The organism is Salibacterium aidingense DSM 18341, assembly GCF_000429685.1.
Lineage (GTDB): Bacteria > Bacillota > Bacilli > Bacillales > Marinococcaceae > Salibacterium > Salibacterium aidingense.
In genome coordinates this window covers 219,890-234,160 of sequence record NZ_AUCI01000002.1, presented here as the reverse complement: position 1 = coordinate 234,160, position 14,271 = coordinate 219,890, and the positions used below count along the sequence as shown (strand labels likewise).

At 44.9% G+C, this 14,271-nt stretch carries 14 protein-coding genes; 5 read left to right on the top strand and 9 right to left on the bottom strand.

Annotated elements, in window-relative coordinates:
- The first annotated feature begins 78 nt into the window (after window positions 1-78).
- Window positions 79-1,233: an ABC transporter ATP-binding protein gene (locus G475_RS24165; protein WP_051302129.1), complete on the top strand. Its 1,155-nt coding sequence runs from the start codon at window positions 79-81 to the stop codon at window positions 1,231-1,233.
- An 89-nt stretch (window positions 1,234-1,322) separates the two neighbouring features.
- Here the strand turns inward: G475_RS24165 and G475_RS0103385 are convergent, their stop codons facing one another.
- The 4 genes from G475_RS0103385 to dapD all read right to left on the bottom strand — a co-directional run bounded on the left by G475_RS0103385 (window position 1,323) and on the right by dapD (window position 4,716).
- Window positions 1,323-1,505, bottom strand: coding sequence for a cold-shock protein (locus G475_RS0103385; protein ID WP_026700062.1), 183 nt, complete (start codon window positions 1,503-1,505; stop codon window positions 1,323-1,325).
- 66 nt (window positions 1,506-1,571) lie between these two features.
- Window positions 1,572-2,690, bottom strand: coding sequence for an N-acetyldiaminopimelate deacetylase (locus tag G475_RS0103380; RefSeq protein ID WP_026700061.1), 1,119 nt, complete (start codon window positions 2,688-2,690; stop codon window positions 1,572-1,574).
- Window positions 2,680-3,900: an aspartate aminotransferase family protein gene (locus G475_RS0103375; RefSeq protein ID WP_026700060.1), complete on the bottom strand. Its 1,221-nt coding sequence runs from the start codon at window positions 3,898-3,900 to the stop codon at window positions 2,680-2,682. The genes G475_RS0103380 and G475_RS0103375 overlap by 11 nt, the downstream gene beginning before the upstream one ends.
- A 93-nt stretch (window positions 3,901-3,993) precedes the next feature.
- Window positions 3,994-4,716: a 2,3,4,5-tetrahydropyridine-2,6-dicarboxylate N-acetyltransferase gene (dapD, locus tag G475_RS0103370; protein WP_026700059.1), complete on the bottom strand. Its 723-nt coding sequence runs from the start codon at window positions 4,714-4,716 to the stop codon at window positions 3,994-3,996.
- Between the two features lie 147 nt (window positions 4,717-4,863).
- Here dapD and rraA point away from each other — a divergent pair, with 147 nt between their 5' ends.
- The 3 genes from rraA (at window position 4,864) to G475_RS0103355 (ending at window position 7,279) form a co-directional block, all read left to right on the top strand.
- Complete coding sequence (gene rraA, locus G475_RS0103365) at window positions 4,864-5,340, top strand: ribonuclease E activity regulator RraA (RefSeq protein ID WP_026700058.1); 477 nt, start codon at window positions 4,864-4,866, stop codon at window positions 5,338-5,340.
- A gap of 302 nt (window positions 5,341-5,642) precedes the next feature.
- Window positions 5,643-6,053 (top strand): MarR family winged helix-turn-helix transcriptional regulator, encoded by a 411-nt coding sequence (locus tag G475_RS0103360; protein WP_026700057.1) that lies wholly within the window; start codon window positions 5,643-5,645, stop codon window positions 6,051-6,053.
- A gap of 14 nt (window positions 6,054-6,067) precedes the next feature.
- Complete coding sequence (locus tag G475_RS0103355; protein WP_026700056.1) at window positions 6,068-7,279, top strand: MFS transporter; 1,212 nt, start codon at window positions 6,068-6,070, stop codon at window positions 7,277-7,279.
- 367 nt (window positions 7,280-7,646) lie between these two features.
- On the opposite strand, the gene aceA is transcribed toward G475_RS0103355, so the two are convergent.
- The 5 genes from aceA to G475_RS0103325 all read right to left on the bottom strand — a co-directional run bounded on the left by aceA (window position 7,647) and on the right by G475_RS0103325 (window position 12,840).
- The gene (aceA, locus tag G475_RS0103345; protein ID WP_026700054.1) at window positions 7,647-8,921 is read right to left on the bottom strand and encodes an isocitrate lyase; all 1,275 of its coding nucleotides are present in this window, start codon (window positions 8,919-8,921) and stop codon (window positions 7,647-7,649) included.
- 243 nt (window positions 8,922-9,164) lie between these two features.
- Window positions 9,165-9,755, bottom strand: a complete 591-nt coding sequence (locus tag G475_RS0103340) for a hypothetical protein (RefSeq protein ID WP_026700053.1) — start codon at window positions 9,753-9,755, stop codon at window positions 9,165-9,167.
- 276 nt (window positions 9,756-10,031) lie between these two features.
- Complete coding sequence (locus G475_RS0103335) at window positions 10,032-11,060, bottom strand: HD-GYP domain-containing protein (protein WP_026700052.1); 1,029 nt, start codon at window positions 11,058-11,060, stop codon at window positions 10,032-10,034.
- 167 nt (window positions 11,061-11,227) lie between these two features.
- Window positions 11,228-11,623: an HPr family phosphocarrier protein gene (locus G475_RS0103330; RefSeq protein WP_026700051.1), complete on the bottom strand. Its 396-nt coding sequence runs from the start codon at window positions 11,621-11,623 to the stop codon at window positions 11,228-11,230.
- 107 nt (window positions 11,624-11,730) lie between these two features.
- Window positions 11,731-12,840, bottom strand: coding sequence for a mechanosensitive ion channel family protein (locus G475_RS0103325; RefSeq protein ID WP_026700050.1), 1,110 nt, complete (start codon window positions 12,838-12,840; stop codon window positions 11,731-11,733).
- A gap of 176 nt (window positions 12,841-13,016) precedes the next feature.
- Between G475_RS0103325 and G475_RS0103320 the strand changes: the two genes are divergently transcribed.
- Window positions 13,017-14,258, top strand: a complete 1,242-nt coding sequence (locus G475_RS0103320) for a dicarboxylate/amino acid:cation symporter (RefSeq protein ID WP_026700049.1) — start codon at window positions 13,017-13,019, stop codon at window positions 14,256-14,258.
- Window positions 14,259-14,271: the final 13 nt, after the last annotated feature.

Here is a 14,271-nt window from a genome sequence, read left to right as displayed (position 1 = left end):
TAGTCACTCTTCCTATAGCAGAAAGCTATATATCCTATTACGCTTATACTAAATTCCACTTTACAGGAGGCTCCAAAAATGGCTGATATGTCGCTTCACCATGTTGAAAAAATATTTGATTCCAATGTACATGCTGTATCTGATTTTAACCTTGCCATTAAAAGCAAAGAATTTATTGTATTTGTCGGTCCCTCCGGCTGCGGTAAATCCACCACACTGAGGATGATTGCCGGTTTGGAAAAAATAAGTGCCGGAGAGTTACATATTAATGGAAAAAGAATGAACGATATTCCACCAAAAGACAGGGATATTACCATGGTATTTCAAAATTATGCCCTTTATCCCCATATGAATGTTTATCAAAACATGGCATTTTCTTTAAGACTGCGCAAATTCGATAAACAGGAGATAGACCGCCGCGTAAAACACGCTGCCGGCATTCTTGGACTGGAAGATTATTTAACAAGAAAGCCCAAAGCTCTATCCGGCGGCCAGCGTCAGAGAGTAGCACTGGGGCGGGCGATCGTCCGGGACCCTAAAGTTTTTCTAATGGATGAACCGCTTTCTAATCTTGATGCCAAGCTGCGGGTGCAAATGCGGGCGGAAATTATAAAGCTGCACAAAAAACTTCAGACGACGACCATATACGTCACTCACGATCAAACCGAAGCCATGACAATGGCCACCCGCATTGTAGTCATGAAAGACGGCGTGATCCAGCAGATCGGCACCCCGAAAGAAGTGTACAACACCCCTTCCAACACGTTTGTAGCAGGCTTTATAGGGTCTCCTTCCATGAATATTTTATCCGCTTTTTTTGATGGGCAGGAGCTTATTATCGGGGACAAGTCTCTGCCTCTCCCTGCCAATATCAAGGAAGCATTAAAAGAACAAGGTTTCACCGGCAGTGAGATTCTATTCGGCATCCGTCCGGAAGATATCTGGAAAAAGGACAGAGAGCTGATGTCTGAAAATTACCCCTGCCTCTCTCTTCAGGTGGAGGTTGTTGAACTGCATGGAGCTGAATCGATTCTTTACCATACGCTTGGCAGTCAAAAACTTATCGCCCGGTTTCCTGCCCTCAACACGATTCAAATGGGAGACACGATGGAAGTGGTGTTAAACATGGACAATGCCCACTTCTTTCATGTGGACTCGGAGGAAAAAATTCAATTGAATATGGAAGGGCCTCCGAGAGGAAATAAACATCCGATCTCCGCTGGCATAAAATAAAACATCAGCAGGCCGTTCCCTCCCAAGATCAGGGGAATAGGGTTAAAAAAAACGGTCCGACTTCTATCGGACCGTTTTTTAAATGAAAACTATGGGATCTGCGGCAGGGTTCTTGTCTCTTTTTTCATCTCTGCGTGGCATAAGGGGCAGCTGGGTGTTTCTTCGAATGTAAAGTTTTCCCTCATCCATCCTGCACAATTCTCACCTGTACAAGACCAGACAGGAGTTTCCACTTGTGGCGGGGGTTCTTTTTTTCCATTAAAATAAGCCATATACCCACCCCTTCCTTCATACTCCCTCTATTATACCACAACAGAGAAAATAAAGTTAAATCAGCCTCAGGCTTGAGATAGATAGGAAATCATAAGCGGCACTGCTGTGAATATAGCCTCTTCATCCGGTTCTAAACGCGAATCATGCAGACCATAGGAGGCATTTACCCCAAGCCAGAACATTACGCCCGGAATATTTTCTAGAAAATAGCCAAAATCCTCGCCGGTCATGGCTTCCCGGCATTCCACCACTTCTACGTGTTTCTGCTGGTTCGAAAATTCCATAAAACGCCGGGTTAACTGCTCGTTGTTTTTCACCTGGCAGTAGTTTGACCCCCAATCAATGGAAACTTCGCAGTCAAAACTTGTCTCAATGCCAGCGGCGATGGATGAAATTCTGTTCTTCACTTTATGCATACTTTCTATGGAAAGAGTACGCAGGGTGCCTTCCAGTCTGGCAGTTTCTGAAATGATATTCTGTTTGGTTCCGCCTGCGATGGTACCAATCGTAATCACCGCGGAATCAAGCGGATCTACATTTCGCGCTGCAATAGTCTGAAGCTGGGTGACGAGATGACTGGCTGCGACCACCATATCGTTAGCCATATGGGGCCTCGCGGCGTGCCCCCCCACCCCCTTTAGATCAATAAACAATTCAGACGTGTTTGCAAACAGCAGCCCCGGCCTAGTCGCAATGGTTCCCACTGGATATTCCGGAGCAATATGAAGTCCGTATATTTCTTCCGGCTTCCATTCTTGAAAGGGTTCAGATCGAAGCATAGGAAGAGCTCCCCCCGGACCTTCTTCCGCAGGCTGAAAAACAAAAAGCAGATTCTGCTTTGGCTGTTCCTCTGCAAAATGAGCGAGGATACCCAGAGCTATGGTCATATGAAGATCATGACCACAGGCATGCATGTAACCTTCATGCTTGGATGGAAAAGAATACGTCGTGTTTTCCTGAATGGGCAGCCCGTCCATGTCCGTACGGTAAGCGATCGTTTTTACCGGAGCATACCCATTTACATACACAAACAGCCCTGTCCGCCATGTTCTTACGGTTAGGTGACCCTGCGGCATCATCTTTATTTTTTCCAACAAAACGTTTTGAGTTTTATGTTCCTTAAAACCCAATTCTGGAATTTGATGGAGTTCCCTTCTCACAGTACGAAGCGCTTCAGCCTTCATACGGGCGCCCTCCTTCTCGTCTTGCGGATAATTCTTCTTCCATAGCCTGAACAAAGGAATCCGTTTCTTTAGGCTGAAGAGTGAGTGGAGGCAGAAGCCGGATGATCGTCCCTTGTGTAACATTCACCATAAATCCTCGGCGCAAAAGCTTCTGCTGAATGCTTTTTACTTCCTCTGCGGAAGCTTTCAGAACTAAGCCAAGCATCATGCCTTTGCCGCGGATTTCACGGAGCTTGCCGCCGCTTCTTACTTTTAAGTATTCCAGCTGTTCCCATAAATAATCCGCCTGTTCTCTTCCCTTCTCTAAACCGTTCTGCTCCAGAAGAACATCGAGAACAGCGTTTCCGAGGGCAGCACTCAACGGACTGGGACCAAATGTAGTGCCATGATCTCCCGGTTGGAAAAGGGTATCCAATCCTTTACGGGCAATCACCCCTCCCAGCGGAAGACCGCCTCCAATTCCTTTGGCAAACAGAATAAGATCAGGCGTCACTTGTGTATGTTGATAAGCAAACAGCCGCCCGGTTCTTCCCATTCCGGTTTGGATTTCATCCAAACAGAAAAGTACATCGTATCGGCGGCAAAGCTGCTCGGCCCCTTCCATAAATTTTCTTGATAAGGGCCTGATCCCTCCAGAGCCAAGTACCGGTTCCATGAAAAACGCGGCCGGATGGTTGGTTTGAAACACTTTTTCCAGTGCCTCCAAATCCTCGGGAGCCGTTTCATAAACCGGGTAATCAGCTGCCGGAAAATCCTGATATACGTTTTCCTGGCGTGTTAACCGGACCGTCCCAAGAGTACGCCCGTGAAAGCTGTTTTCCAGTACCACGATGCCATCCTTTTCCTGTGGATGCTTCTGCCTCCACTTATGAATCAGCTTTACTGCAGCTTCTCCCGCTTCCGCTCCTGAATTTGCAAAAAATACTTTTCCCTCTATTGTCTGTTCAATCAGCCGTCTGGCCAGTGTGATAGCCGGCGTATTTAAAAATACATTGGAAATGTGTAAAAACTGCCGGGCCTGTTCCTCCAGCTTCTCTAATATATAGGGGTGAGAATGTCCGAGGATATTTACGGCCAGGCCGGTAAACAAGTCAAGATAAGAAAAGCCTTCCTTATCTATTAAATAATTTCCCTCCCCTTTTTCTACCGCAATGGGGAGACGCTGATAGGCAGGCATAAGATATTCCTGGTCCATATTCATCCAGTTCAATGGTCTTCTTCCCTTTCTATAAACATGGAATAAATGGAAGACTGCCCGGCCGGGAACTTTTCCAGGCCGGGCAGTACAGGTCATTCCAGTATTTTAGTCTTCATTCAATCGACGAAGCTCCTGCTTCATTTCCGTCTTTCCTTTTGTTTGTTCATCAATTTCTTTTATAACACGGGCCGGTGTGCCGGCAACCACCGTATTTGGCGGAACATCCTCCGTTACAACAGCACCAGCTGCAACGACAGCACCCTCTCCGACAGTTACGCCTTCGAGAATAACACAATTGGCTCCTACTACCACTCCGTCTTCTACAACAACCGGCTTGGCCGAAGGCGGCTCGATAACGCCGGCAAGAATGGATCCGGCCCCTATGTGACAGTTACTGCCGACCGTAGCCCGTCCGCCAAGAGCCACGTTCATATCAATCATTGTATTTTCACCGACAACAGACCCTATGTTGATCGTTGCTCCCATCATAATAACAGCGTTCTTACCGATTTCTACCTGGTCTCTGATTACGGCTCCCGGCTCAATTCTTGCAGGAATATCTTTTAAATCCAGCAGAGGAATGGCGGAATTCCGGCGGTCATTTTCTACGACATAGTCCTCAATTTTATCCGGGTTTTCGTCGATTCCTTTCTTAATATCCTTCCATTCTCCGAAAAGGACACCAGTGCTGCCTGTAATAAAGCGTTTTGTTTCATTGCCGAAGCCTATTTTCTCGAGGCCTTCCCCGTTAATATGTACTTTCACCGGAGTTGTTTTTTCACTTTCCGAAATAAAAGAAATAATCTCATTTGCATCCATTTGCTTCATAACACGCGCCTCCTCATTCATTCTCTTTCATAGATTATCACACGAAAACGCGGAAAGAAACCATTCTGTCTTATTTCTAACAGGAAAAAGCCTGTTTTTGTCGAAATCCTTCCATGAAGTAACATTTAAACATAAGGAGGGGAAAACATGGGATTAACGGCAGACATATGCGATCAGCACCCGCACCATGTTGTACTGGCTGACTCGTTGTTCCAGCGGTTCGGGGCCAAGCTGTCTTTTTTTGGACCTGTGCAAACGGTGAAGGTATTTGAAGACAATGTTCTCGTTAAAGAGGCCCTTGAAACCGTACCGGCCGGAAGCGTTCTGGTCGTGGATGGAGGAGCATCCCGCCGGTACGCATTAATGGGAGATAACCTAGCAGCTATTGCAGAGAATAGAAATTTAGCCGGAGTCATTATAAATGGCTCTATTCGGGATGCCGGGGAAATCAACAGGATGGGAGCAGCTGTCTTTGCTCTTGGAACAACTCCTTTTCCATCTATTAAAAAGGGCGAAGGGGAGCACAATGTCTCCCTTCGGTTTGCAAATGCTATTTGGAAGCCGGGAGATTGGGTATATGCCGATGAAGACGGAATTCTTATTTCTGAACAGGAATTGATATAATTACTTTTCTCCAGGGCTGCGATAATATCATGGTAAGATAAAAATTTTCCGAATGATTTCTATAAATCGTTCGGAAAATTTTCGTCTGTACAACTTACCGCTCCCTCAACAGCTGGTCAACGCAGGAATCTCTGGCTTTTTATTTCATGAACATTTAAATAAACCACACCTCTGTTTTTTATACTTTTTCAGCCGCATCGTAAGCCCTTACATATAAATCCCCTGTTTACAAGGCTTTTTTAACAATATATACTAACTGTCATTGACTATTATTTACCTGGGTAAATAAAAGGAGCTTGAATATGCAAAAAAGTGATGTCCTGCACCTCTTAAACCAAAAAGTCAGGCTTTTTTCTAAAGAATTGAATGAATATGTTCAACAGCATGAATTATATGCTTCGCAATGGACAATTCTTTATGTGCTGACAAAAAGAGGGCCGATGACACAAACGGAGATATGGAAATACCTGCAGGTTGAGGCTCCGACAGTCACCCGTACGCTTACAAGAATGGAAAAGAAGGGCTGGGTGAAACGTATCTCCGGTCAGGACAAACGAGAACGTATTATCGTATTAACAGAAACGGCAGAAACGATGCTCCCTGAGATTCAGGACAGTGTAAAAGCATTCGAGGAACGGTTCGCTGGTTCTTTAACCGAGAAGGAACAGATAGAGTTGTACCGGCTGCTTGAAAAATTGGGCACCGATAGATAGGAAGTGATTGGAAGATGAAAGAAAAAAAACAGCCGATATGGACAAAAGATTTTCTAAGTATCTCGATTGTCCATTTTATTGTATTTGTCATTTTTTACACGCTGCTGACCACGCTGCCACTGTATGTTATTTACGATATGGGAGGGACCGAAGCACAGGGAGGTTTCGCCGTCACAGCGATGTTTATCACAGCCATCCTTATCCGGCCGTTTTCCGGAAATTTGATGGAGAGGGCCGGAAAGAAAAAGATAATGTTGCTTTGCGTTATTGTATTTACCGTGTCCACGTTTGGTTATATTTGGGCAGCCGGCTTTACCACATTGATGGTACTGAGACTTCTGCACGGCATTTCATTTGGGATCCTGACTACTGCTACGTCAGCTATCGCGGCGGATGTGGTCCCCGAGGAACGAAGAGGAGAAGGGCTTGGCTACTTTACCATGTCTATGAATCTTGCCGTTGTCGTTGGACCGTTTCTTGGCCTGACCCTCATTCAGTTTGTGTCTTACCAGTATTTATTCATCATATTAAGTATAGTAATGACGGCCGGTGTGGGATGCGCCTTGGCAGTAAAGACGAGAGAGCCATCTGCTTCCGCTCCCTTACAGAAGAAAAAATTATCCCTGCATGATTTAATTGAAATAAACGCCCTGCCGATCGCTGCCATGAGCAGTCTTGTTGCATTTGCCTATTCCGGTGTGATTTCATTTATTTCTGTGTATGCCGCTGAACTGGGGCTCGAAAAGGTCTCGAGTTATTTCTTCCTTGTTTTCGCGGTTACTATGCTGGTGACCAGGCCGTATCTCGGACGCCTTTTTGATGAGCGCGGGCCTAAAATTGTTATTATGCCGTGCCTTTTTGTATTTGCCGCAGGGCTCTTGTTATTAAGCGCTGCTCAAACGACTTTATTGTTTTTAACAGCGGCCGGTCTGATTGGCGCAGGGTATGGAACACTTCTTCCCTGCCTGTTATCCCTTGCTGTGCAATCAACAGCTGGACATCGTAACAGTTACGCGACCGCTACCTTTTTTATGATGTTTGATTCCGGGATTGCGCTTGGATCTTTTCTCCTGGGAGTCATCGTCTCCTACACTGGGTTTTCTCTGCTGTTTTTATACAGTGCCGGATTCGTGGTTCTGCTTGGGGCTGGTTTCTATATCCTATTCCAGCGTCATTCTGCTACGCCGCCGGAATGGGAGAAGGAAGCCGGGGCATCAGGCAGATAAAAGGAAACTTGTACAGCGGAAATCGGGATGGCCGCCGTCCGTTATCAAGGCCGGGACAAAAGAATGTATGAATCGAAAAAACCGAATGTTTCGTGCAGGGATTGTCTGCTGAGGAAGATCGAGCCGTTCCCCGGCAAAGAAGACACTGCGACAACGACCAAAGGAAGTTGGAGCAGATGCCGCCCTTGTTCCCTGCGGGTGAAAGCGAAGTATTTGGACGCAGCGATAAACAGTGATGCACAAACATTCCCGAACGATTGATAAAAACCGTTCGGGAATGTATTACTTTTTATGGTTTTGTCCCAGCCTGATTTTTCTCGGATGCCTGGAACCAAGGTCCTACCTTCTTTCAGGCTGTGCCTCCCTTTTAGAATTGGGCCGTTTCTGTTGATCCTTTCATAGCAGTCGTGGAGGAAGTCCCCCCTGCTATTACCTGAGAGACTTCATCAAAGTAGCCGGTGCCTACTTCACGCTGATGGCGGGTGGCTGTATAGCCATCTGCTTCTCTTGCAAATTCCGCCTGCTGCATTTCGGAATAAGCCCCCATTCCCCGCTTCTTATAGCCAAGGGCAAGATCAAACATACTGTGATTTAACGCATGAAATCCTGCCAGTGTTACAAACTGGAATTTATATCCTAATTTCCCAAGCTCCTTCTGAAAATTTTCAATTGTTTCATTGTCTAAATTACCCTGCCAGTTAAAAGAAGGAGAACAGTTATAAGCAAGCAGTTTATTTGGAAACTTCTCATGAATCGCCTCTGCAAAACGCTTGGCTTCTTCAAGGTCTGGTTTTGAGGTTTCGCACCAGATTAAATCGGCATAAGGAGCATAGGCTAATCCTCTTGCAATCGCCTGGTCCATGCCTGCATGCGTTCTGTAAAATCCTTCATCGGTTCGTTCACCGGTAAGAAAAGGCTGATCATACGGATCAATGTCACTTGTGACCATATCTGCTGCATCAGCATCCGTTCTTGCCAAAATCAAGGTATTTGTCCCGCTCACATCCGCCGCCAGTCGTGCGGATATCAGATTCCGGACCGCCGTTTGCGTCGGAACCAGCACTTTTCCGCCAAGATGACCACATTTTTTCTCAGAAGCGAGCTGATCTTCAAAATGAACACCTGCAGCACCTGCTTCAATCATGCTTTTCATTAATTCAAAAACATTCAGCTGACCGCCAAAACCTGCTTCCGCATCCGCTACAATTGGTGCGAAATAATCTACATTTCCGGTCTCCTCCATATGTTGAATTTGGTCCGCACGCTGCAGTGCCTGATTTATCCGTTTTACCACATGCGGTACGCTGTTGGAAGGATATAAACTTTGATCAGGATACATCTGGCCAGCCAAATTTGCATCAGCAGCTACCTGCCAGCCGCTTAAATAAACCGCTTTCAATCCAGCTTTCACCTGTTGAACCGCCTGATTTCCCGTTAACGCTCCTAAAGAGGGCACAAACGGTTCAGTCTGCAGTAGATGCCATAATTTTTCTGCTCCTTCTTCTGCCAAAGTATGACTCACCGGCATGGACCCCTGCAATTTCACAACATCCTCGGCGGAATATGGACGTTCAATTCCAGCCCATCTCTCATTGTTTTCCCATTCCTCCTGCAGCAGGGCGGCCTTTTCCCGATTTTCCATTGAACACCTCTCCTTTAAGTTCTGTAATAATACAGTTTTTATTTACAGTTATTATAGTATAACAGAAAGTTCTGTTATGCAACATGTTTTACAAAATTAATATATTTATTTTTTGTTATATAACAATGAGCCATTTACTTCTTTATCAACACACTGGTATTTCTGCCCGTAAATGCTTCATTACTGAAATCACAGACAATATTTCTATTAAAAAAACCCCTGACAAGGCGTCAGAGGGTGAACTTATGAAGGCGGAAAGGCTGCCTGGTTTTCTCTTTCATTTGATTGATACCAGATACACATAATAGCCGATGCGTCTTCGTTGGTCTTTTCCACTACAATGCTCCCATCTTTATAAACGTATTGCTGGGTCCACAATCCTTCCATGGCATTTTCAAATGTTTCATCCGGCGGACCTAACCATTTTTTGATATCAGCCTGTTCCAAGCCCGGGTTCTGAACGGCTACCGCTGTTGCTTTATTCGTATCGGGGTTGATAAAATACGTCCCATGACGAAACTGGATAAATTCAGCTCCTTCATACCAGCCGCTTTCTTCCGGGCTGCCAAGTTTATTTATTATATCTGATTTGTATTCTCTCACGTAAGAGAGCTGGTGCTGCTCTATATCTGTCTCTTTAAACAGGTCGTAGAACGTTTTCTCCCCCTGCTGCGGCGTATCTGTTACACTTTTCACTTTTGAGGGAGGCTGTTTTTCAAAGACAGCTGTTTCCTCTTTACTGGGGGCATGGTTAGCATGCCTATTCTCATCATCCTCTTCCCCGCACGCCGCCAGCAGACTGAAAATGATAATTACTAGTCCTGCTATTCTCACAAGCCTTCCCTCCTTCCTTTATAAACTATTTATTCCCTTTCTTTTCCTCTCTTTACACCTCCAATTTCAGAATTCCCAAAATTAGGTCTTTTCTCTTGCATCCAACCCTGGACAGGATTAGAAAAAGGGCTGAAGCAAACCCAAGTATAAGACAAAAAAACGTCTGAACGAATGCTTCAAAGAATCGTTCAGACATGTATTTGCGTCTTTCTATCGCTTCGTCAAAATACGTTGCGTTCCTTGGGTACAGTTACGAACAATAATTTTGATCTGCTTTTAGTCCAGCGAGTTTTCTATAAATAAAGTAGTGTGTTGCGCCAGATCAAGATCTGTGATTTCAAAATCGTCGGCCTGACCGGCAAATGTTTTGAAGGTCCGCACAATCGGCCGCTGCGGAAGACCTCTATGCTGCTGCACAACTACACCCCCTTCGCCGGAGGTGAGCTTCACTTGACTGCCTGTGGGATAAAAAGCGATAGTCCGCATGAATTTCCATACGACATGATGAGAAAAACAATGATTAGTCAGGCCAAGCAGTTTTTCACATGCTTCAAAGGGCTGCAGCGGTCTGTTATTATATGTACCGTTCACTAAATTATCATAATAATCCGCTACAGCTGTTATCCTCGCCAACAGATGAATATCCTCTTCTTCCAATCCCCTCGGCTCACCGGAACCATCTGCATTTTCATGGTGGGCCAGGGCAATATGGGAGGATAACGTACTGATTTCTTTATTTCTGCGGAGAAAGTTAAAACCCCGCCAGGCATGGTGGTCCTCTTCTTCACCCGGACGGCCCGGCAGTATTTTCCCGATATCATGCAGTAACGCTCCAACCGCCAGCTCTTCCAGTTTGACCCGTTCCAGATTCATTTTTGTTCCCGTTAAAACAGCCATCACACATACATTTAAAGAATGAGAATACAATGCGTTGTCTTCGGTTCGAATATCAGTCAAATTCAATAATATATCCTTATTGGCCATTATCTCCTCGAGCAGAGAGGAGACCGTTCTTTTTATTTTTTTAACATCAAGGTCCCCGCCATTTTGAATAAACTGAAAAGACTCACTAAGTGCAGCTGTAGCAGCTCGTCTCGTTTTTTCTGTGACCACTTCCTCCACCGTCACATCACTCAGTTGTTCGTCTTCAAGGTAAACAGCCTGTACCCCCATATAGTGCAGTCTCGATATAAGGCCCACGGTCAATGGGATACCTGCATTTAATAACACCCGCCCGTCCGCCGCATAAATATGCTTGGCTAGTTTATCCCCCTGCTCCACATTTTCGGTTAATGTATACCGCATGTAAGATCACCTTCAGTTTTCCGCTTAAGTGTTTCTTCTATTATATCGGAGGGCAGACAAGGATGTAACCATTTGCCAGAGATTTTTCCTATTCCTTATCATTCTTATGAAAAGATTCCATCAAAAAGCTGTTTCATTTACCACAGGGGAAAGAAACAGCTAAGTCATTATTGTCTTGTTGTTTTGAGATACGATTTTGCTACATGCCGGACATCAGGTGTCCAACTGTTTAACGATGCTGTCATTGCCTGTTCTACCGTCTCGGCTCCTTCTTCTTCCCAATATCCAAGCTGCTCTTCTTCCCTTTCCACATCGTCCAGAAAGGTACGAACAGCCGAACGCAACGAAGAGGCATCTTCTCCTTTCACACGCATATGAACTTTATCTCCTATCCGTATCGTCGTAAAGACCGACATCATGCCAAGTGTACTTTTTCCGTTAGCAGCAGCATGTTTCTTTTCAAAAAACACATCACTGTCATAGTGTTCAAGCAGATGCACGAATTCAATAATTTTCTGCACAGACAATCCTTTTCCTAATGATAGTGTTTCAAGCTGTTCCAATGTGAGATCTTCCCCTTTACCGCACAATTTCTTACATCATTATAAAACGTTCTCCCTGTAAATTCCACAGTTTTGAAAGAAGATGTCACAAAACGTTCGCAGTCCCTCTATTCTTTTTCTTTACGGTCAAGGGCTTGTAAAAAATCCTCTGGGTATTTTTCAAAATATAGCGACCGGGATGGAAAAGCTACATTCACCCCTTCTTCCTCCAAAATTCGAATGACGCTTAAATTAATCTGCTGCTTAATCTCATACCATTCGACCCATGCGATTGTTTTTGTGAAAAAATATACGAAAATGTCATAGGAGGAGTCTCCCATTTCACTGAATTTGACTAAAATTAATTCCTTATCCACCTCGTCATGTTCGTGCAGCATCGTTTCCATACGTTCCACTACCTTCTCGATTTTTTCGGGAGAGGTAGCATATTCTACACCGACCGTAAACATAATTCGGCGGACACTCATTTCCGACCAGTTCGTAATAGCTTCATTCGCCAGTGTTTTATTAGGAACAGTCACAAGGGAATCTGCAAATGTTCTCACTTCTGTACTGCGAAAGGTGATATCTTCCACCAGGCCCTCTACGGTTGGTGTTTCAATCCAGTCTCCTTTTTTAAAGGGACGTTCTGTAACAATAATCACCCCGCCTAAAAAGTTACTCAGCGTTTCCTGTGCAGCCAGTGCAACAGCCAGTCCCCCGAGTCCCAGGCCGGCAACCAGGCCGTTAATGTTATAACCCCACTCATAGGCCACGACTGTAATAGTCAACAATACGATAATAAAACGGGAGAGTTTTGACATAAACGGAATGATCATACTGTCTGCCCCGTCTTCCATTTTATGAGCTATCCGGTGAAACAGACTCGATGTCATCGAAGAAAAATTAAATAATCCCCAGCCAATGACAACAATAACAATCGAACGGTAAATCATATTAATGTCACTCATATGCTCATGGGGAACAGGTAAATAAAGTACAGCCAAATAGACGCCAAGAACCCCGATAAAAAAACGAACCGGCGTTTCAAAGGCGACCAGTATATTTGTAAAAATAGAAGTAGGTGATTTTTTCGCAAACTTCATGATCATTTTAAAAATATATCGGGTGAAGATTTTCCGGAATAAATAAATGACCAAAAATATAACGAAAGCAATACCGATTTTTATCCACGGTAAACTCATAAAGGCGTCCCGCCATGTGTATAGTAGATCCATGCCTTTCCCTCCATATCCATATACCGTTTATATCTTAACATGCAAGGGGAAGAAATCTCTAATAGGAAAATAAAGAGGAGTCCCTGCAGCGCCATGCCGGTAAGTTGCATTTATTGATTTTATCCCCCCTATTTTGGCATGCTATAATCATTAAAATGAAAGGAGGCAGGTATGATATGAAAAAGGTATGGCACCTCTATATTGAATCATCCTTGATTTTAAAAATAACGATTGCCCTGGTGCTGGGCGTGCTCACCGGACTCATTTTCGGAGATAATGCAGCCGTGGTTGAACCCTTTGGAGATCTGCTGATCCGGCTGCTTACTTTTTTAATTATCCCGTTGATTTTATTCACATTAATCGTAGGCATAAACCAGACCAGCTTAACCAACATGAGCCGTATGGGAGGAAAAGTATTTCTATATTATATTGTAACCTCGGCTCTGGCCTTAACCATTGCTTTGACTATCGCAAGTGTGATTAATCCGGGAGAAGGGGTTACTCTGGAAACGGAAGAAGAAGTGAATGTACCAGAAAACCCTGGATTTATAAGCGTTTTATTGAATATCGTGCCTGAAAACATTGTGAATGCGTTCAGCGAGATGAATCTGCTTGGAATTATTTTTACTGCGATCGTTTTCGGCATTGCCATTGCCTCTCTCCGCTCTTCCGATGCAACGAAAGATATGGGAGATCGTGTACTGCAGGTGGCAGAAGGGTTAAACGAAGCTACGTTCAAAGTAATGGGCTGGATTCTTCAGTATGTTCCCGTTGGTATTTTCGCGATTATGGCAAAAACGACAGGCGAACAAGGAATGGAGACGTTAACCTCTTTAGGAGCAATGGTAGGGGTGTTCTACGGATCTATTCTCGTTCAACTCCTCTTATATGCCTTTATCCTTACATTATTCCACGTTAACGTAAAAGAATTTTTTGCCCAGGCCCGTACCCCTATGCTGACAGCGTTTGTGACGCAAAGCAGTTCCGGTACACTTCCGCTGACATTAAATGCTGCCAAAAATCTAAAGCTCTCCCGCAGTCTGTATGGGTTCAGTCTGCCGCTTGGAGCCACGATTAATATGGATGGTGCCGCCATCCGCATCGGAGTCTCAGCCGTGTTTGCAGCAAATGTCGTGGGCGAATCCTTCGCTCTTGGCAATCTTATCGAAATTGTGATTGTCGGCACGCTGGCCACAGTCGGCACCGCGGGCGTACCCGGCGCAGGTCTGGTTATGATTGCCACCGTGTTCTCGATGGCCGGCCTTCCGATTGAAACCGTTGTTCTTTTAAGTTCCATTGACGCGTTGGTCGGTATGGGAGCAACTATGACAAATATCACCGGCGACCTGACGGGGACCGCCGTCATTAACGCTGCCGAAGACAGGAAACCAAAAGAGGCCGGTATACAGGCAGAGTAAAAACCAGAGCATT